Origin of the sequence: Enterococcus pseudoavium NBRC 100491, from assembly GCF_001544295.1 — a bacterium.
Taxonomy (GTDB): Bacteria; Bacillota; Bacilli; order Lactobacillales; family Enterococcaceae; genus Enterococcus_A; species Enterococcus_A pseudoavium.
This window is the reverse complement of record NZ_BCQF01000003.1, coordinates 130,740-149,030: the sequence shown is the minus strand read 5'-3', so window position 1 is coordinate 149,030 and position 18,291 is coordinate 130,740. Positions and strand designations below refer to the sequence as shown.

The 18,291-nt window shown below is 40.8% G+C and carries 15 protein-coding genes and 1 other annotated feature; of the genes, 13 read left to right on the top strand and 2 right to left on the bottom strand.

Going from position 1 to position 18,291, the window contains the following annotated elements; all coding sequences use genetic code 11:
• Positions 1 to 5 precede the first annotated feature (5 nt).
• From EP1_RS02810 to EP1_RS02790, 5 genes are all read left to right on the top strand, one after another.
• Positions 6 to 977, top strand: coding sequence for an acyltransferase family protein (locus EP1_RS02810; RefSeq protein ID WP_067623129.1), 972 nt, complete (start codon positions 6 to 8; stop codon positions 975 to 977).
• A 57-nt stretch (positions 978 to 1,034) separates the two neighbouring features.
• The gene (locus EP1_RS02805) at positions 1,035 to 2,363 is read left to right on the top strand and encodes a C1 family peptidase (protein ID WP_067623125.1); all 1,329 of its coding nucleotides are present in this window, start codon (positions 1,035 to 1,037) and stop codon (positions 2,361 to 2,363) included.
• Between the two features lie 107 nt (positions 2,364 to 2,470).
• Entirely contained in the window at positions 2,471 to 3,256 is a 786-nt protein-coding gene (locus EP1_RS02800; protein WP_067623122.1) for a tyrosine-protein phosphatase, read from the top strand.
• A gap of 12 nt (positions 3,257 to 3,268) precedes the next feature.
• On the top strand, positions 3,269 to 4,096 hold the full coding sequence (locus EP1_RS02795; protein WP_067623119.1) for a fructosamine kinase family protein: 828 nt from the start codon (positions 3,269 to 3,271) through the stop codon (positions 4,094 to 4,096).
• Positions 4,097 to 4,213: 117 nt separating this feature from the next.
• Positions 4,214 to 4,951 carry an acyl-[acyl-carrier-protein] thioesterase gene (locus tag EP1_RS02790; RefSeq protein WP_067623116.1) on the top strand — a complete coding sequence of 246 codons (738 nt, stop codon included), beginning with the start codon at positions 4,214 to 4,216 and terminating at the stop codon, positions 4,949 to 4,951.
• Between the two features lie 50 nt (positions 4,952 to 5,001).
• On the opposite strand, the gene EP1_RS02785 is transcribed toward EP1_RS02790, so the two are convergent.
• Positions 5,002 to 5,976, bottom strand: a complete 975-nt coding sequence (locus EP1_RS02785; RefSeq protein ID WP_067623112.1) for an asparaginase — start codon at positions 5,974 to 5,976, stop codon at positions 5,002 to 5,004.
• A gap of 89 nt (positions 5,977 to 6,065) precedes the next feature.
• On the opposite strand from EP1_RS02785, the gene EP1_RS02780 reads away from it, so the two are divergent.
• From EP1_RS02780 to EP1_RS02770, 3 genes are read left to right on the top strand one after another with little or no spacing between them, the layout of a single operon-like run.
• Complete coding sequence (locus tag EP1_RS02780; RefSeq protein ID WP_067623109.1) at positions 6,066 to 6,896, top strand: DUF72 domain-containing protein; 831 nt, start codon at positions 6,066 to 6,068, stop codon at positions 6,894 to 6,896.
• Between the two features lie 13 nt (positions 6,897 to 6,909).
• Positions 6,910 to 7,746, top strand: coding sequence for a Cof-type HAD-IIB family hydrolase (locus EP1_RS02775; protein ID WP_067623106.1), 837 nt, complete (start codon positions 6,910 to 6,912; stop codon positions 7,744 to 7,746).
• A 17-nt stretch (positions 7,747 to 7,763) separates the two neighbouring features.
• Positions 7,764 to 8,273 carry a pyrophosphohydrolase domain-containing protein gene (locus EP1_RS02770; protein WP_083507477.1) on the top strand — a complete coding sequence of 170 codons (510 nt, stop codon included), beginning with the start codon at positions 7,764 to 7,766 and terminating at the stop codon, positions 8,271 to 8,273.
• Positions 8,274 to 8,323: 50 nt separating this feature from the next.
• Here EP1_RS02770 and EP1_RS02765 read toward each other — a convergent pair whose 3' ends face one another.
• Entirely contained in the window at positions 8,324 to 9,676 is a 1,353-nt protein-coding gene (locus EP1_RS02765; RefSeq protein WP_067623099.1) for an aspartate kinase, read from the bottom strand.
• Positions 9,677 to 9,991: 315 nt separating this feature from the next.
• On the opposite strand from EP1_RS02765, the gene EP1_RS02760 reads away from it, so the two are divergent.
• The 5 genes from EP1_RS02760 (at position 9,992) to EP1_RS02740 (ending at position 18,177) form a co-directional block, all read left to right on the top strand.
• Positions 9,992 to 11,713, top strand: a complete 1,722-nt coding sequence (locus tag EP1_RS02760; protein WP_067623096.1) for a septation ring formation regulator EzrA — start codon at positions 9,992 to 9,994, stop codon at positions 11,711 to 11,713.
• Positions 11,714 to 11,868: 155 nt separating this feature from the next.
• The gene (locus tag EP1_RS02755) at positions 11,869 to 13,011 is read left to right on the top strand and encodes a cysteine desulfurase family protein (RefSeq protein ID WP_067623092.1); all 1,143 of its coding nucleotides are present in this window, start codon (positions 11,869 to 11,871) and stop codon (positions 13,009 to 13,011) included.
• Positions 13,012 to 13,030: 19 nt separating this feature from the next.
• Positions 13,031 to 14,239 (top strand): tRNA uracil 4-sulfurtransferase ThiI, encoded by a 1,209-nt coding sequence (gene thiI, locus EP1_RS02750; protein WP_067623089.1) that lies wholly within the window; start codon positions 13,031 to 13,033, stop codon positions 14,237 to 14,239.
• Between the two features lie 243 nt (positions 14,240 to 14,482).
• Complete coding sequence (locus EP1_RS02745; RefSeq protein ID WP_067623086.1) at positions 14,483 to 15,118, top strand: redox-sensing transcriptional repressor Rex; 636 nt, start codon at positions 14,483 to 14,485, stop codon at positions 15,116 to 15,118.
• Between the two features lie 33 nt (positions 15,119 to 15,151).
• Positions 15,152 to 15,366, top strand: a binding site (T-box leader).
• A 171-nt stretch (positions 15,367 to 15,537) separates the two neighbouring features.
• On the top strand, positions 15,538 to 18,177 hold the full coding sequence (locus EP1_RS02740; protein ID WP_067623083.1) for a valine--tRNA ligase: 2,640 nt from the start codon (positions 15,538 to 15,540) through the stop codon (positions 18,175 to 18,177).
• Positions 18,178 to 18,291 lie beyond the last annotated feature (114 nt).

Sequence of the window (18,291 nt, the reverse complement as noted above, 5' to 3'; positions counted from 1 at the left end):
GTTCGATGGCAAAACGCGATGCCTATTTTGACAACGCAAAATTTTTCTTGATGATCTTAGTTGTGTTTGGTCATTTTCTGCAGCCATTTGCAAATGATCATCCCCTATACAATGATTTGTACTATTTCATTTTTACTTTTCATATGCCGGCATTTATCTTAATCGCGGGTTATTTTGCCAAAAGGGGGCCAAAACCGATCAAAAGCCTAGTGAAAAAGCTATTGCTTCCTTACATCTTTTTCCAACTGCTTTATTCAGGATATTACACATTGATTGGTTTGCAGGATGATTTTAGTTTCGATCTAGGAATTCCTCAGTGGTCGCTCTGGTTTTTATTGAGCTTGTTCTGTTGGAACGTTTTCTTACATTTGATCAATAAGTTTTCTGTCAAACAAGTTTTGATTGGTAGTGTGATCGTGGCATTATTAGTTGGCTATTTTCCCATTTTTGATCGTTACTTAGCGATTCAACGGACACTGACCTTTTTTCCATACTTTATGGTAGGATACGCAGTTCCCAAAAGCTGGATCGAAAAGTTGAAAACTTATCCAAAAAGAGGGGTCGCGCTCTTCTTATTTGCTGGACTGTTCCTATTTATCCAAGGGAATGATTTAATCAATAAATACTGGGTGTTTGGCTCTAAACCATATGAAGCTTATTTGAATCAACCATTACTTGGCGGACCGCAGCGCTTGCTTTTTTTAGCGGCGGGTCTAGTCGGGATAGTCGCTTTCCTAATGCTTGTTCCAAAAGAACACCATTTCTTCTCTAATTGGGGGAAAAATACACTGACGGTATACTTGCTACACGGTTTTCTAGTAAAGGGTCTGAGGGCCATGGAGCTGGATTTTGAAATCAGTTCGTTGGAAGTTCTCTTATTATTTATCGGCAGTATGCTGTTGACCGTGCTGTTATCAAGTAAGCGGGTTGGTCAGTGGATCAAAAAAGGTAAACAGGTTTTACAGCCGAGTTTGTAAACTAATTGTCTCTTTGTCCTATTAAGCGTAAAATGGGGGCAAGGAGGCGTTTTTTTTATGGCAAAAATTACGAATGAACGAACGCAAGCTTTACGTGAAGCTTTTGAAAAAAATCCGAAGCAAGTCGCCTTGCAACGAGGCGTAGTAAAAAATGGAATCCGGGCATCGGCAGAAAATATACAAACACATGTGGAGAATACACCAGTTTTCTCAATTGATTTAGCAACTGGGAAAGTAGCCAATCAGAAACAATCGGGGCGCTGCTGGATGTTTGCGGCATTAAATACCTTCCGTCACAAAATGCTGACGACCTTCCAAATGAAGGATTTCGAACTTTCCCAAAACTATACTTTCTTTTGGGATAAATACGAAAAAGCCAATTATTTCTATGAAAATATATTAAATACGGCTGAGCAGGCAACAGATAGTCGGGAAGTCGCCTTTTTACTGCAGACTCCCCAACAAGACGGCGGTCAATGGGATATGATCGTTTCGTTGTTCCAAAAATACGGGGTCGTACCGAAAAGTGTCATGCCTGAAAGCAGTAGTAGTTCAAATTCTCGTGACTTGAATAATTATTTGAATAAGCTATTGAGAAAGCATGCGGTGTTACTTCGTCAAATGGTGGCGGAAAAAGCAACTGCCGAAGAAATCCAAGCGAATCGTGAAGCGATGCTGCAAGAAGTGTATAATCTGTTGGCTATTTCATTAGGCACACCACCAACAGTTTTTGATTTTGAATATCGTGATGAAGAGAAGAATTATCATTTGGATCAAGGCTTAACACCGCAAAGTTTTTATGAAAAATATGTCGGAGTTAATTTAGACGAGTATGTTAGCATCATCAATGCACCCACGGAAGATAAACCATTCATGAAATCTTACACGGTTTCAATGCTGGGCAATGTCGTCGGTGGCAAACAAGTGAAATACTTGAATCTTGAAATGGATGAGTTCAAAGCATTAGCAGTTAAGCAATTAGAACAAGGTGAATCGGTTTGGTTCGGCTGTGATGTTGGTCAATCCTCAACGCGTGACAGCGGGATCATGGCTTTGGATGCTTATGATGTGGAAGATTTGTTTGACGTTGATTTAACGATGTCTAAAGCTGAGCGTTTAGATTATGGGGAAAGTATGATGACCCATGCGATGGTTCTAACAGGTGTGGATCTAATTGAGGGTCAAGCGAAGAAATGGAAAGTTGAGAATAGCTGGGGTGAAAAAGTCGGTGAAAAGGGCTTCTTTGTGATGAGTGATGAATGGATGGATGAATACACTTATCAAATCGTTGTTCGTAAAGAATTTTTGACGGCTGAGCAATTAGCAGCCTTCAACACTGAACCCATTGTTCTAGCCCCATGGGATCCAATGGGAGCTTTGGCATAAAATAAAAGAGACGCAAAACAACAGAAATTGTTTTGCGTCTCTTTTTAATGGAATAAGCGTTTTCTTTCTTACTGTGCTATACTTTTTAGAAAAAGGAGGGAGATCGGATGTCTAAAATATTAGCGGTCCGTCACGCTGAAAATATTCGGGAGTTGGGTGGCTATAAAACTAAAGATGGCAGGGAAATTGCTCAACACAAACTAATTCGTTCAGCTAGCATCAATCATTTAGACAGACAAGATAAAAAATATTTAGCAGAATATGGAATTAAAAAAGTAGTTGATTTCCGTTCGCTTGAGGAACGGAATACCCAACCTGATCAAGCAATCCCAGCAGCTGAAAATATTTTTTTGCCGATTTTTCCACTGGAAGAATCAAAGACTGCTTCGGCTTCTCCGAAAAAAATGTTGCAGCGAATGCAGGCGGGGGATACAGCCTTTCAGCAAATGGTGGAGGTATATCAACATTTCGTAACCGATCAGCATATCCGAGGACAGTATCGAAAATTTTTTGATTTAGTCTTGGCGAATGAGAAAGCTAATGAAAGTCTTCTATTTCATTGCACGGCTGGCAAGGATCGGACAGGTTTTGCTGCGCTATTATTGTTAACTTCTTTAGGGGTGGATCAGGAGACAATCATTCAGGACTACCTTGCTACCAATCGCTATTTAAAAAAGGTCGTCCAAGAAATGTACAAAAAGGCTGAATTGGCAGGTGTTTCGGCTGATGCTATCCATGGAATCGAAGATATGATGACTGCGAAAGAAATTTATCTACAGACTAGCTTTGATCAAATCAAAGAAAACTATGGAACAGTGATGGCGTTTATTCATGAAGGGATCGGAGTATCTCGGCAAGAAATCAATGATCTGCAAAAAATCTATTTGTTGTAAGGAGCTGAGGAGATGGAGGCATTACTAAAGCAGTTAGAATTGCAGACAAAGGCCATACCAATCGGCGGTGGTGATATTAATCAAGCCTATCGGGTCACAGATGGCCAGAAAGATTATTTTTTAAAGTATCATCCACAAATGTCCGCCGATTTTTTTCAAGCAGAAGTCGATGGTTTAGCCGAGTTGGCTGAAGTCGTTCACGTACCCAAAGTTTATCGCCACGGGAGTTATGCAGATGCGGCCTTTCTCTTGATGGAATGGATCGAACCGGGTGAAGGGGATCAAAAAGACCTAGCCCGGGAATTAAGCAAAGTACATGGAATCAAAGCACTTAAATTCGGTTATAAGCGAAATAATTTTATGGGACTGCTACCACAGATCAATACTCGCATGGCTGACTGGTGGGATTTTTATTTTACGAATCGGTTAGAAGTCCAAATCAAAATTGCTCAGGAACGAAATCGCTGGAATACGTCTCGAGAAAAAAATTATCAGTTATTTAAAGAGCGGGTTTATCAAAAGTGGGGTACAATGTCTTTTGAACCCACTTTATTACACGGTGATTTTTGGAGCGGGAATACTTTTTTTGATAGACAGGGACAGCCGATCTTTATTGATCCAGCCGTTTCTTTCGGTCATCGTGAAATGGATCTTGCAATGGCTCAGCTGTTTGGTGGTTTTCGTCGGGAGTTTATCGCCAGCTACCAGGAAATTGCACCGATGCGAGCTGGTTGGCAGGAACGTTTAACGATTTATCAACTGTATTATTTACTTGTTCATCTAAATATTTTTGGGGAGAGCTATGGTGAGGCAGTAGACCGCAGCTTAAGCATAGGGTAGTCCTGCTTATCAGCGATTTATGGAAGCCTGTATACGCTAGAGTGGATAAGTCTAGCAAATGACTAAATTATTTTTTGAACAAGTTAGAATTTGTACGAAATAGCAGGAGGGAAATAATTGGGAAAAAGATACACAATGGAACACGAAGTCGCTTATTATCAATGTGACATCAATCAAAACATGACCTTCCCCGCTTTGTTAAGTGTGGTCATCAAAGCTTCATCCGATCAAAGCGATCAATTAGAACGGGGAACAGAATACATCAATACATTGGGGCTCACTTGGGTGATTACCCAAACGGAGATCGCAATCAAGCGCTTGCCACAAGTTGGTGAAAAGATCACGATCATGACCGATCCAACCGAATTCAATCGTTTCTTTTGTTACCGCAGTTTCTTTATCTATGACCAAGCAGGCAGTGAATTGGTAAAAATCGATATGTCTTTTGTTTTAATGGATATTGAAAATCGTAAGATGAGTAGTGTAGATGCCGAACTGATGGCCCCTTACGAATCTTCACAAGTCAAGAAGATTCGCCGTTGGCCGAAAATTGAAAGTGTTACAGGCGACCAACACCAACTTTATCACGTTCGCTATTATGATTTAGACAGCAACCATCACGTCAATAATGCGATGTATTTTAATTGGCTGATTGATGTATTGGGCTATGATTTTATGACAGAGCATGAGGCGACATACGTGAATGTCAAATTCGATAAAGAAGTCTTGTACGGCAACGATATCGAAAGTTTTTATGAAGTTCTTGAAGAAGATCCCATCAAATCACGGCATGAAATTCGTCTAGGTGATCAGCTTGCCTGCGAAGCCAATATTTTATGGAAAAAAAGAAGTTGATCGAAAAATTCTTCGATTCAACTTCTTTTTTGATTTGCCAGAAGGGCTGTTTATTCTTCCATAAAGCGTTGTAATTCTTCTTTTGGTAGCTGAGCATTTAATGCAATCAATAATTTCAAACGGGCTTTTTGACTATTGATCCCGCTACAGAAGATCACTCCGTGTTGGGCCAATTCGACACCGCCGCCATGATAATCATAGACTGGTTCAGCCAGTCCATTAAAACAGCGAGAAACTAATACGATTGGTAGCCCTTTGTCTAATAAACGATAAAAAGGTGGTAACGTTTGAGGCGGCAAGTTGCCCGCACCTAAAGCTTCGACGACGATGCCATCGACACTGATCGCATTCTCTAAAAGTTCGAAAAAATCACCTTGCATGCCGGCGAAAACTTTTATAATCGGAATCATGGCATCGATACTAGTGATATCGTAACGAGTGCTTTTAGGCAATTCTTGTTTAAATAAAATTTTTGATTTGGTAACAAGACCGATAGGACCCAATGTTGGTGTCCTAAAAGTAGCGACATTGGTGGTATGTGTTTTGGTTACATAACGTGCACTGTGGATTTCATCGTTCATCACGATCAGGACACCCTTGTCGATGGCATTGTCTGAAGCAGCTACGCGAATCGCACACTCAAAATTATAGAGACCATCACTCCCTAGTTCATTGATAGAACGCATGGCGCCTGTCAAAATGATCGGGAGCAAATCGCCAATTGTAACATCGAGAAAGTACGCCGTCTCCTCTAATGTATCGGTTCCGTGGGTGATAACGACACTATCAATCCCAGCGGCTTTAGCGGCTTTGATTCGTTCTTTCAATTGAAACATAATTTCAACGGTAATATGCGGTGAAGGCAGGTTCGAAAAGTCTTCTACGATCAATTCGATGTCAGCCGGTAAACGCAATTCTTGACCAGCTGCCAGTAAAGGATTTTTTTTATCAGGCCGGACAGCCCCATCAGCATCTTGACTCATGGAGATCGTTCCACCTGTGTGTAAAATCAAAATTCGTTTCATTTGTATTACTCCATTCGTTATTAGCGCATTGTGGCTAACTTTTTGCTAAGCTTATTGTATACTATGAAACAGGAGGCGGCTAGGATACTATGATTCGAATTGGATTAACTTCTTTTAATGAACACAGCAGTTTGACGGGTAAAAAGAGCTCTTCATTGTATGAATATGCGGGCTATTTGCCGTTAGTTGAGTTGGATACCAACTATTATGGCATCACCACTAAGAAAGCAGTCGAAAACTGGTTATCACAAGTTCCGGCCGATTTTCGTTTCGTAGTGAAATTATATGCTGGTTTTACTGGGCAAAGTAAATGGCAGGATAGTTATCCATCGATGACGGCGATGCAAGAGCATTTTTTGGAAACCTTGGCATCGATGATCGACAGTGGAAAATTATTTTGCTTTTTAGCGCAATTTCCGGCACAATTTAAGTGTACGAAAGAAAGCGTGGCTTATTTAGAAACCTTGCGGGAATTATTTCCCGATTTACCTGTGGCGATCGAGTTGCGGGATTACAGCTGGTACGCCAAAGAGTTCCGTGAAAAGACCCAACAACTGATGCGTACCTTGAATTTTAGCTTAGTAATGGTAGATGAGCCACAACTACCGGACACCGTTCCTTTAGATCCGACCATCACTAACCAGGCTTTTAGTTTATTTCGCTTCCATGGACGCAACCAAGCATATTGGAATGACCGAACAGGGGATTGGCGGAAAAAACGCACCTTGTATCGTTACAATGAAGCGGAATTGAAAATTTTAGCGGAAAAGGTTCGAAATGTTGCTGACCATTCAAAGGAAGTCGGCATCATTTTCAATAATAACTCTGGCGGAGATGCCGCCGATAATGCCATACAAATGAAAAAAATCCTTCAATTAAAGTATGAAGGACTGAATCCAAGTCAAATTGATTTATTTTAAATGAGGGAGTGCCATGATAAAAGCTATTTTTTTTGATATTGACGGAACATTGACCACAACCGATTCCAAAGTGTTAGCAAGCACCCGTGAAGCGATCCGTTTAGCTCAAGCGCAAGGAATTTATTGCGGAGTCGCGACTGGCCGAGGCGCGGTTAACATTGAAACGCGGATCGATCATTTAGCATTGGATGTCTTTGTTTTGTATAATGGACAATTGGTCTTTACGAAAGATCGGGATATTTATCTGCGTCCCTTCGCTCCCGAAGTATTACAGCAGATCGTGACCTTTGCCGATAAAGAACATCGACAGATTATGTTTGGCGGACGTTATCGAACAGATGGTAGCCATTTGATGAAGTGGTCGCAAAATTCATTGCTGAAAAAGGTGGCAGGCTGGATGCCTAGATGGTTTCCTGTTCGCTCGACCCGCAGGCTACTGCAGGATTTTAGCCCGAATCGACAAAAGAGTCGGTATCAAAAGTTATCGATTATCCAAGAACCGATCTATCAATGTGTTCTATTCAGTGCTGAGAATGAAGCCCAGCGTTTACAAGAATTGTTACCAGACTGTTCGTTTCAACGTTCAAATCCTTACGCGGTGGACATCGTGCCAAAAAATGGTTCAAAGTATCGTGGCATTTTAGAATTTATCAAAGCTAGTGGGATCAAACCCGAGGAAGTGATGGTTTTTGGCGATCACTACAATGATATTGAAATGATTCAAAAGGTCGGTATCGGCGTCGCAATGGGCAACGCTTTACCTGAAGTAAAAGCGCAAGCGAATTATGTGACCGCAACGAACGAAAAAGATGGCATTTATCAAGCGATGAAACATTTTGGGATTATTTAAGATGGAGAGAAATGGATATGACAGAACCTTATCAAATGGCTCGCGAATTTCACCAGAGATTTGCGCCGGAACCACCGGCAAAGCCGATTTCTTTTTCAAAAGAACGGGGAAGTTTTCGAGCAGGATTTAAAGCCGAAGAAGTGGTTGAATTTTTATATGGGGTCGCAGCAGGCGATGAAGCGACGTTTAATGAATTAGTGGGACAGCTCCACGAAAGTATTGATCAGGCAAAAGAAAAAGTTTTAGCCAAAGGCGAACGGGTAGAAGATCCTTTGATTTCGCAAGTCGATGCCTTGACTGATTTGCTGTACTTTACGTATGGTTCTTTTGCTTTGATTGGGGTTGATCCTAAGCCGATTTTTGAAATTGTTCATCGGGCGAATATGGGAAAATTATTTCCTGATGGCCAACCACGGTATCATCCGGTCACAAATAAAGTATTGAAACCGGCTGATTGGCAAGAAAAATATGCTCCAGAACCTTTGATTAAAAAAGAAATAGACCGACAAAAAGGAAAGGCTGAATGAGGCTTTTCCTTTTTTGTTGGTCTATCTGATTGATCTGAGAGTGAGCTGGTTTAATCAAAAAATGTGTAATAAAGTGAGCGCACAGCTAAACGTTCTTGCTCGCTACGGATCGCAAAGATGATACTACGTTCGTCGGCTCCTTGAGAGATCATCCGTAAATTGACATTTTTTCTTGCTAACGCTGCAGTACTGTCAGAGGTTGTGCCAGGTCTTTCCCGCATTCCTTCACCAACAAGCGCTACAACTGAGAGTCCGTGCTCAATCGATAGCTGATCGGGCTGGATTTTTTCTTCAATCTGTTTCATTAATTCGGCTTCGATATCGCGGGTTAATTGACGTTCACGTAAAATGATTGAGATATCATCGATTCCTGAAGGCATATGTTCAAAGCCGATGTTGAGATCTTCTAAAATTTGTAAGATTCGGCGAACGATTCCGACTTCACGGTTTAACAAGTATTTCCCGATAGTAATTCCGCAGAAACCATCATCACTAGCAACACCCACCACCTCATTGCGAGTCTCGCAATTAAAATCTTTCTTGATGAGCGTTCCTTGACAGTCAGGATTATTGGTATTTTTAATAATCACCGGAATCTGCGCTTTGAAGGCCGGCATCAAAGCTTCATCATGGAAAACAGTGAAACCAGCGTAAGTCAATTCACGAATCTCACGATAAGTAGCATATTCGATCAACTCAGGTTCATGGATGTATTTGGGACTGGCAGCAAAGATCCCATCGACATCGGTAAAGTTTTCATACAAATCAACTTTCATACCGGCTGCGATAATCGAGCCGGAAATGTCTGATCCACCACGGGAGAACGTGCATAAGTGGCCGTCTTTCGTGTAGCCAAAGAAACCTGGGATGATCAAGATTTCTTCCGAATCACGCCACTGATAAATTTTTTCGTAGGATTCAGCTAAAATCCGAGCATTTTGGGGCTCATTTGAAACCGTGATACCTAGTTCTCGTGGATTGATATAGCGAGCATTAACGCCTTTTTTTTGAAAGCAAGCAGCGATTAGTTGAGCATTCAAGTTCTCACCACTGGCTAAAAAGCTATCTAAGGCATAAGGATCGGTGGGGTCAAACTTTTCTTGCAGTGCTTTCAGCTCAGCATAAAAAAGTTTTCCCAGTTCATTATCTAGATGAAAGGCTGCTGCGATTTCAGTATATCGAGCAACGATTTCTTGGATGAGTTCTTCAGTATCTTGTTGGTATAAAACAGCATTGTAAAAACGAATCAATAAGTCGGTGACTTTTTTGTCTTTATTATTACGTTTTCCTGGAGCAGAAACGACCACGAAACGGCGGCCAGAGTCGCCAGTTACGATCGCTAAGACTTTTTTAAGCTGTTCAGCTGATGCGACAGAGCTTCCGCCAAATTTGATCACTTTCACTTTAATCACCTCTTATTTTAATGTGGTTTTAATATTATCTGAAAAGTTACATAATTTCAAGGGGCAGAGCAGTTTTCCTGAAGATAAAATTTTATAAAATTACTCTTTTCTTAAATTTATGGGAATTGAAGCGGCCTGTAAAAAATGCTAGTATGAGAATGACTGTGGTGAAGACATTTTGACAGGTTTTATAAACTAGCTAGTGAAGCCAAAAGTCTTTTGTGTTATAATCTACGTTAGATGTTTTCGCAAAAAAACAGAAAATGATGAAGGATTAAATAAACTGAATCTTGATAGTTGAAAGGAAAATCATACATGGGAAGTAATGTAATCATAGGGATTGTTATCGGTTTAGTCGTCTTGGCGGCCGTTTTGTACTTGATTGGTTATCTGATGAAGAAAAAGAATCAAGAACGCTTAAAAGAACTCGATAAGAGGAAAGAAGCGTTGTTCGATCTGCCAGTTGTGGAAGAAGTCGATGAAGTGAAGAAAATGCATCTCGTCGGCCAAAGTCAGAATACTTTCCGTGAATGGAATCAAAAATGGACGGATGTTTCGACAAAGTCATTTGCAGAATTGGAAAGCCAAATTTTTGAGGTTGAAAGGCAAAATGAAACGTTCCGTTTTATGAAGGGCAAATCAGCAATTGAAAGTGCCGAACGTACGATGACTGAAATGGAAGAAGAAGTTGAAAAAATCCGGACCGGTTTGAAAGAATTACGTGAAACAGAAGAACGCAATTCATTAGCGGTGCAACAAGCCTTAGATGTATTTGAAGATTTAAAGAAAGATCTAAAAGAAAAGAAAACCAGCTTTGGACCGGCCTTACCAGAGATTCAAAAACAAGTAAAAAATGTTGAGATTGAATTTACGCAATTTGTTACGTTGAATACTTCGGGTGATCCGATTGAAGCACGGGAAGTTTTGGATGATGCGGAGAAACATACGTATGAAGTTCAAGCAACCATGGAAAAAGTGCCGGTAATCTATGAAGATCTTGAAAAAACATTTCCAAGTCAGATCGATGAACTAGAAAAAACGCACAAAAAAATGTTGAATGAGCATTTTGTCTTACCAGAAGATGATTTTGAAGGTCGGCTTGAACAAGTAAAAAAACAGATCGAACGTTCATTGGAAGACATAGAAAAAATCGAGTTAGAGACAGTCGAAGCAGCCAACAAAGAAACTGCCGAATTAATCGACGATCTCTATGCTGAATTGGAAAAAGAATTTGAAGCGAAGAAATATGTGTTAACTAATCGCAAGACAGTGGGAGAATATATTTCCCATGCAGCTCGTAATAATCATCAATTAATGGTGGAATTAGATCATACTTCTCAAAGCTATGCGTTGAACAATAATGAGCTAGGTCGAGCACGCGGCTTCCAAACTGAGATTGAGGAATTAGAACGGCGCAATCGCAATATGGAACCACAAATCGACAAACATGAATTAGCTTACTCAGAAATTCAAGTCTTCTATAAAGATGCCTTCAAAGTATTAGACGACATCGAAACGAAGCAAGTCGAAATCGATGAAGACTTACATGAGTTGCGTAAAGGGGAAAAAACGGCCTCTGAAAAAATTGAAAAATATGAATTCCGCTTACGTAATCTGAAACGTTATGTAGAACAACAACGTTTACCAGGCCTACCAGGAGATTACTTAGAATTCTTCTTCGTAGCAACTGACCGAGTTGAAGAATTAAGTCAAGCTCTGAATAAGATTCGGATCAATATGCAAGACATTAATAAACTAGTCAGTCTGTGTGATGAAGACATGGAAATGCTGGATCAAAAAACTTATGACTTGATTGACGCGGCTGCACTGACTGAACAGATGATGCAATATGCCAATCGTTACCGTCATACGCATCCAGAAATTAAAGATGCAATCGATACTAGTTTAGAACTCTTTAATAAGGAATACCGTTACCAAGACGCATTGGATGAAATCGGTACAGCGCTTGAACGTGTCGAACCAGGTGCCTTTAAACGGATTGAAGATTTCTATTTTAATAACCGTGATTTAGTTTAAGCTGAGCTTTTGCTCAGCTTTTTTTGTGAGTTTCAGCGCAGTATAGGGGAATAGTAGAGCTACTTGTTTAATTAAACTGTGATTCGGCAGGAATACTTGAAGACTTACAGTATTCTCGCTATAATAGGAAAGAATTTTTGAAGGAAGGTTAGACAATGATTTATTTTGATAATAGTGCAACCACAGCAATTTATCCGTTAGCACTTGATACATATGTAAAAACAAGTCAGCGTATTATGGGGAATCCCTCTAGTTTACATGACTTAGGTACGCAAGCGAATCGCTTATTACAACAAGCTCGGAAACAAATCGCTGAATTGATGAACGTCCAGGCCAATGAGATCTTTTTTACCAGCGGCGGTACAGAAGGCGATAATTGGGTTTTGAAAGGTACCGCGATCGAAAAACGCGAGTATGGCAATCATCTGATCATTTCCAGTGTAGAACATCCTGCTGTCAGTCGCACAGCGGCCCAGTTAAAAGAGTTGGGTTATGAAGTCAGCGTTGCGCCTGTCGATCAGCAGGGGTTTGTTCAAGTGGATAAATTAGTAGAATTGATTCGCCCGGAAACCATTTTAGTTTCGGTGATGGGGGTTAATAATGAAATCGGAGCGATCCAGCCGATTGAAGCGATCAGTGAAGTGCTGGAGGCTTATCCAACGATTCATTTCCATGTGGATGCGGTCCAAGCGCTTGGAAAAGTTGATCAGGCCAAGTGGTTGACGCCACGGGTCGATTTTGCCACGTTTTCTGCGCATAAATTCCATGGTCCCCGCGGAGTTGGGTTTATTTATTGGAAAGCTGGTCGAAAATTGGCACCATTGTTAAATGGTGGTGGACAAGAAAGTGGCCAACGTGCAACGACCGAAAATCTTCCAGCAATCGTAGCGATGAGTCGCGCTTTACGAATGCACCTTGAAAAGAAGGCCGAACGCCCAAACCATACCGCGGTGATTCGCCAGTATTTAAAAGAAGCTTTATCAAGTTATGATAAAGTAACGATCTTTTCCGGTGAAGAGAACTTTGCACCGCATATTTTGACCTTTGGGATCAAAGGGATTCGAGGAGAAGTACTGGTGCATGCATTAGAAGAGAAGCAAATTTTTGTTTCCACAACGAGTGCTTGCTCAAGTCGGAAAAAAGTCGATAGTTCGACCTTGCATGCCATGAACGTTCCCCATGATCTTGCGACAACAGCCGTGCGAGTAAGTTTGGATGAAGCCAATACAATGGCGGAAGCAGAACAGTTTATGGTGATCTTCAATCATCTCTATACTAAATTTTCAAAAATCAATTAATAGAACGAGGAGAATAATCGTGCAATATACTGAAATCATGGTACGTTATGGTGAACTGTCGACTAAGGGGAAAAATCGGCGCAGTTTCATTATGCAATTAGCCCAAAATGTTCGGGGCGCATTGGCTGAATTTCCCAAGTTAAAGATTCATGCAGATCGAGATCGGATGCACATCTTACTAAATGGGGAAGATAGTCGTTTAGTTATTCCAAAACTGGAAAAAGTTTTTGGTATCCAAAATTTTTCGCCAAGTATTCAAGTGGAGAAAAACCTTGAGGCGTTAAAAGAAATGACACAACAGATCATGACAGAAATCTATACTGGCAAAGAGACTTTCAAGATTACAGCCAAACGTAGTGATCATAGTTTTGAATTAGACAGCCACGGATTACAGCAGTTTTTAGGCGATGCGGTAATTGATGCCTGTCCGGAGATTCAAGCAAAAATGAAACAACCGGATATTAATCTACGAGTGGAGATTCGCCGAGAGTATGCGTATCTTTCTTATGAAACGATTAAAGGAGCCGGTGGTTTGCCGGTTGGAACAAGCGGTCGCGGCATGTTGATGCTGTCTGGTGGGATCGATTCACCAGTGGCCGGTTATTTAGCAATGAAACGGGGCGTAGAAATCGAGGCCGTTCATTTTGCCAGCCCGCCATACACCAGTGAGCAAGCACTACAAAAAGCGAAAGATTTAACTGAAAAACTAACGCCTTATGTTGGCAGTATTCAATTTATCGAAGTTCCCTTCACCGAAATCCAAGAAGAAATCAAAAAGCGCAGCCCACAAGGCTATTGGATGACCTTAACACGTCGGATGATGCTACGCCTCACTGATGCTATTCGTGAGCGCCGTCATGGCTTAGTGATCGTCAATGGTGAATCATTGGGCCAAGTCGCCTCACAAACGCTACATAGTATGGTAGCAATCAATGAAGTTACGACGACGCCGATTATTCGTCCGGTCGTCACAATGGATAAAATTGAAATTATCGAGTTAGCTGAAAAAATCGACACCTTTGAATTAGCGATCCAGCCTTTTGAAGACTGCTGTACGATTTTTGCGCCGCCACAGCCTAAAACGCGCCCAGACTTAGAAAAAGTTTTGGAATTAGAGCAACGTTTTGACATTGAAGGTTTGATGGCTCGTTGTTTAGCCGGTTTAAAAATCGAAAAAATTGCACCTGGCCAAGCAAAAGCGGCAGACGAATTTGCAGATTTATTATAATATCTTTGAGGATGTGGCAAAGTCTTGGCACATCCTCTTTTTTTGAATAAATCCTCTTGTTAGCAAAAAAATGTTGAAACGGATCACTGCTGTCACCAACTCTTTTTTGTAAACAATTGTTATTAGAATTCGTCCGTGGTAAAATTACTTATGTGAATGAGTTAACAAAGAGTTGGTGCTGATCCTCGTGAAAAAAGCATTAACCTGAATTTATTCAAGAAAAAAGAGTGAGGGGAACAATCAATGGATCGGATTATTCAAAAGCCGCAATTATCGAAAGCAACTACGAAACGCTTGTCGTTATATTTGCGTTGTTTGAAAGGATTGGAAAAAAATGGAATCAGCCGGGTTAAGTCTTCGGAGCTAAGTAAAATGACACAAGTTGGTTCGGCGACGATTCGACGCGATTTTTCTCATTTTGGTGAGCTTGGCCGGAGTGGTTATGGCTATGACGTGAGTGATTTGATCAAAGTCTTCAGCGATATGTTGGAGACGAAAGAAGAAAAACGGATCGCATTGATCGGCTGTGGAAACCTCGGTCAGGCGTTGTTAAATAATAATTTTCGTCGCAATGAAAATCTAAACATTGTTTGTGCCTTTGATAATGATCCTGAAAAAATTGATCAAGAGCTTTGCGGCTATCAAGTTCATTCGATTGATGAGATGCAGACGGTTTTAGCTGAAGAAAAAATCACGGTAGCTATTTCAACGGTTCCTAGTCAGAATGCCCAAAAAGCTATTGATAAAGTAGTGGAAAATGGGATTACTGCGATTTTAAATTTTGCACCGGACCCTTTGAAGGTACCGGATAATGTTCATGTTCATTATATTGATTTAACTTCAGAATTACAGACCTTAATCTATTTTGATGGGCAATAGGACTTTACAAGTTTCGGTCTTCATTGTAGAATGATTCAGACGATGATCAAGAGGAGTACATGAGTAAAGAAAGTTCTAGAGAGAAAATGCTTGGCTGAAACATTTTTACTTTGACTCATGGAAGGTAGCTTGGGAGTTTGTGTTCTGAAGAAAGTAAGAGCACACGGCACATGTCCGTTAGCACATGTTTGAGAGGCAGAAATCTTTTTCTGCAATTTAGGTGGTACCGCGTAATTTACGTCCTAGAATACATTTGTATTCTAGGACTTTTTTATTGGTTCAGCTAGTGTGATGAAAAAGTGTCTGGATAACGACTCCAGCTCACTTTTTGAAAAACGCGCTGTAAGTGATACCCTAATTTGCGCTGTCTAAAGAAATTTGGATCGAAAAATAATTGATAAAAAATAGGAGGAACAACGATGACTGAAAATTTACCAACAAAGTTTAATCCACAAGAAGTTGAAGCAGGTCGTTACCAAAAATGGTTGGATCAAGATTTATTCAAACCATCCGAAGATAAAAAAGCGAAGCCTTATTCGATCGTGATTCCACCGCCCAATGTAACGGGAAAATTGCACTTAGGTCATGCTTGGGATACGACTTTGCAAGATATGATTATTCGCCAAAAACGGATGCAAGGTTTTGATACGTTGTGGTTACCGGGAATGGACCATGCCGGGATCGCGACACAAGCCAAAGTAGAAGAAAAGTTAAGAGAGCAAGAAATTTCTCGCTACGATCTTGGTCGCGAAAAATTTGTCGATCAAGTCTGGGAGTGGAAAGAAGAATACGCAGGTCACATCCGAGAACAATGGGCAAAATTAGGGTTATCATTGGATTATAGTCGTGAACGTTTTACCCTTGATAATGGCTTGTCAGATGCGGTTCGCAAAGTTTTTGTTTCATTATATGAAAAAGATTTGATCTATCGTGGTGAATACATCATTAACTGGGATCCACAAGCGAAAACAGCATTGTCTGATATCGAAGTAATCCATAAAGATGTAGAGGGTGCTTTTTACCATGTTTCTTATCCGCTAGCAGATGGCAGTGGTGTTTTGGAAATTGCGACGACACGTCCGGAAACAATGTTAGGCGATACAGCGATTGCGGTCCATCCTGATGATGAACGTTATCAAGATTTAATCGGAAAAACGGCGATTTTACCATTAGTCGACAAAGAAATTCCGATTATTGCTGATAGTTATGTAGATCGTGAATTTGGAACAGGGGCCGTGAAGATTACACCGGCGCATGACCCAAATGACTTTGAGGTTGGTAATCGTCATGACTTGCCACGGGTAAATGTCATGAATCCTGACGGTAGCATGAATGAGCTTGCTGGTAAATATGCAGGTATGGATCGTTTTGCTGCTCGTAAAGCGATCGTTGAAGATTTACAGGAAATCGGTCGTTTAATCAAAGTTGAAAAAATGGTTCACAGCGTAGGTCATTCAGAAAGAACCGGTGTTGTAGTGGAACCGCGCTTATCGACACAATGGTTCGTTAAAATGGGGCCGTTAGCTGATCAAGCCGTTAAAAATCAAAGTACCGATAATGCGGTGGAATTCTTCCCGCCACGTTTTAATAATACGTTTATGACTTGGATGGAAAATGTCCACGATTGGGTTATCTCCCGTCAATTATGGTGGGGTCATCGGATCCCAGCTTGGTATCATAAAGAAACTGGCGAAATGTATGTGGGGATGGATGCGCCGGCGGACAGCGAAAATTGGGAGCAAGATCCTGATGTATTGGATACGTGGTTTAGCTCTGCTTTATGGCCGTTTTCAACAATGGGCTGGCCGGATGAAAACAGCGCAGATTACCAGCGCTATTTCCCAACTAGTACGCTAGTAACCGGTTATGATATTATTTTCTTCTGGGTTAGTCGGATGATCTTCCAAAGTTTGGAATTCACTGGCGAACGTCCGTTTAAAAATGTCTTGATCCATGGTCTGATCCGTGATGAACAAGGCCGTAAAATGAGCAAATCATTAGGTAACGGGATCGATCCTATGGATGTGATTGAAAAATATGGTGCCGATGCATTGCGTTGGTTCTTATCAACGGGGTCTGCCCCCGGTCAAGATGTGCGTTTCAGTTATGAAAAAATGGACGCGGCTTGGAACTTCATCAATAAAATCTGGAATGCTTCTCGTTTTGTAATCATGAATGTTGAAGGCTTCACAGCTGCAGATATTGATTTTTCTGGTGAGAAAACGGTAGCAGATCGCTGGATCTTGACTCGTCTAAACGAAACGATCGAAAAAGTAACCAACTTATTTGACCAATTTGAATTTGGTGAAGCTGGTCGTCAATTGTATAACTTCATGTGGGATGATTTTTGTGATTGGTACATCGAGATGAGTAAAGAAATCCTTTATGGTGAAGATGAAGAGGCCAAACAAACAACCAAGAGCATTTTGGTTTACGTATTGGATCAAACCTTACGCCTATTGCACCCAATCATGCCATTCGTGACGGAAGAAATTTGGGCGAAGATTCCGCATAACGGGGAATCGTTAGTCGTAGCCGATTATCCAGTCGTTCATTCAGAGAACAATGACGAAACTGCCGCTAAAGGCATGGAAGTTTTAAAAGAACTGATTCGCTCTGTTCGAAATATTCGGGCAGAAGTAAATACACCGCTGTCAAAACCAATCACGTTATTGATCAAAACCAATGATCCTAAGATTGATGAATTTTTGATCGAAAATACTAGCTATATCGAACGTTTCTGTAATCCAGAAGAATTAGTGATTTCAAGTGAAATTACGGCACCAGATTTGGCGATGTCAGCTGTCTTGACGGGCGCTGAAATTTACCTGCCACTAGCTGGTTTGATCAATATTGAAGAAGAAATCAAACGTTTAGAAAAAGAATTAGCTAAATGGAATGGTGAAGTCAAACGAGTTCAAGGAAAATTAGCCAATGAACGTTTTGTTGCTAATGCACCGGAAAACGTAGTGGCGGAAGAACGGGCCAAAGAAAAAGACTATTTAGAAAAACAAGCAGCCGTTCAAGAACGGATCGAAAGCTTACGAACGATTTCTTAAAAAAGCGAAAACTTTGAACAAAATGGATGTGGCTATACTAGCCACATCCATTTTGTTAATAATATAAAATCAATGATCCTTAACAATCTTTCTTGGAAAAACTTTGCTATACTA

Bases quoted from the DNA above. Each gene is read 5' to 3' on its own strand.
- EP1_RS02810 (WP_067623129.1), top strand. From the start codon at position 6: ATGGCAAAACGCGATGCCTATTTTGACAACGCAAAATTTTTCTTGATG.
- EP1_RS02805 (WP_067623125.1), top strand. From the start codon at position 1,035: ATGGCAAAAATTACGAATGAACGAACGCAAGCTTTACGTGAAGCTTTT.
- EP1_RS02800 (WP_067623122.1), top strand. From the start codon at position 2,471: ATGTCTAAAATATTAGCGGTCCGTCACGCTGAAAATATTCGGGAGTTG.
- EP1_RS02795 (WP_067623119.1), top strand. From the start codon at position 3,269: ATGGAGGCATTACTAAAGCAGTTAGAATTGCAGACAAAGGCCATACCA.
- EP1_RS02785 (WP_067623112.1), bottom strand. From the start codon at position 5,976: ATGAAACGAATTTTGATTTTACACACAGGTGGAACGATCTCCATGAGT.
- EP1_RS02780 (WP_067623109.1), top strand. From the start codon at position 6,066: ATGATTCGAATTGGATTAACTTCTTTTAATGAACACAGCAGTTTGACG.
- EP1_RS02775 (WP_067623106.1), top strand. From the start codon at position 6,910: ATGATAAAAGCTATTTTTTTTGATATTGACGGAACATTGACCACAACC.
- EP1_RS02770 (WP_083507477.1), top strand. From the start codon at position 7,764: ATGACAGAACCTTATCAAATGGCTCGCGAATTTCACCAGAGATTTGCG.
- EP1_RS02760 (WP_067623096.1), top strand. From the start codon at position 9,992: ATGGGAAGTAATGTAATCATAGGGATTGTTATCGGTTTAGTCGTCTTG.
- EP1_RS02755 (WP_067623092.1), top strand. From the start codon at position 11,869: ATGATTTATTTTGATAATAGTGCAACCACAGCAATTTATCCGTTAGCA.
- EP1_RS02745 (WP_067623086.1), top strand. From the start codon at position 14,483: ATGGATCGGATTATTCAAAAGCCGCAATTATCGAAAGCAACTACGAAA.
- EP1_RS02740 (WP_067623083.1), top strand. From the start codon at position 15,538: ATGACTGAAAATTTACCAACAAAGTTTAATCCACAAGAAGTTGAAGCA.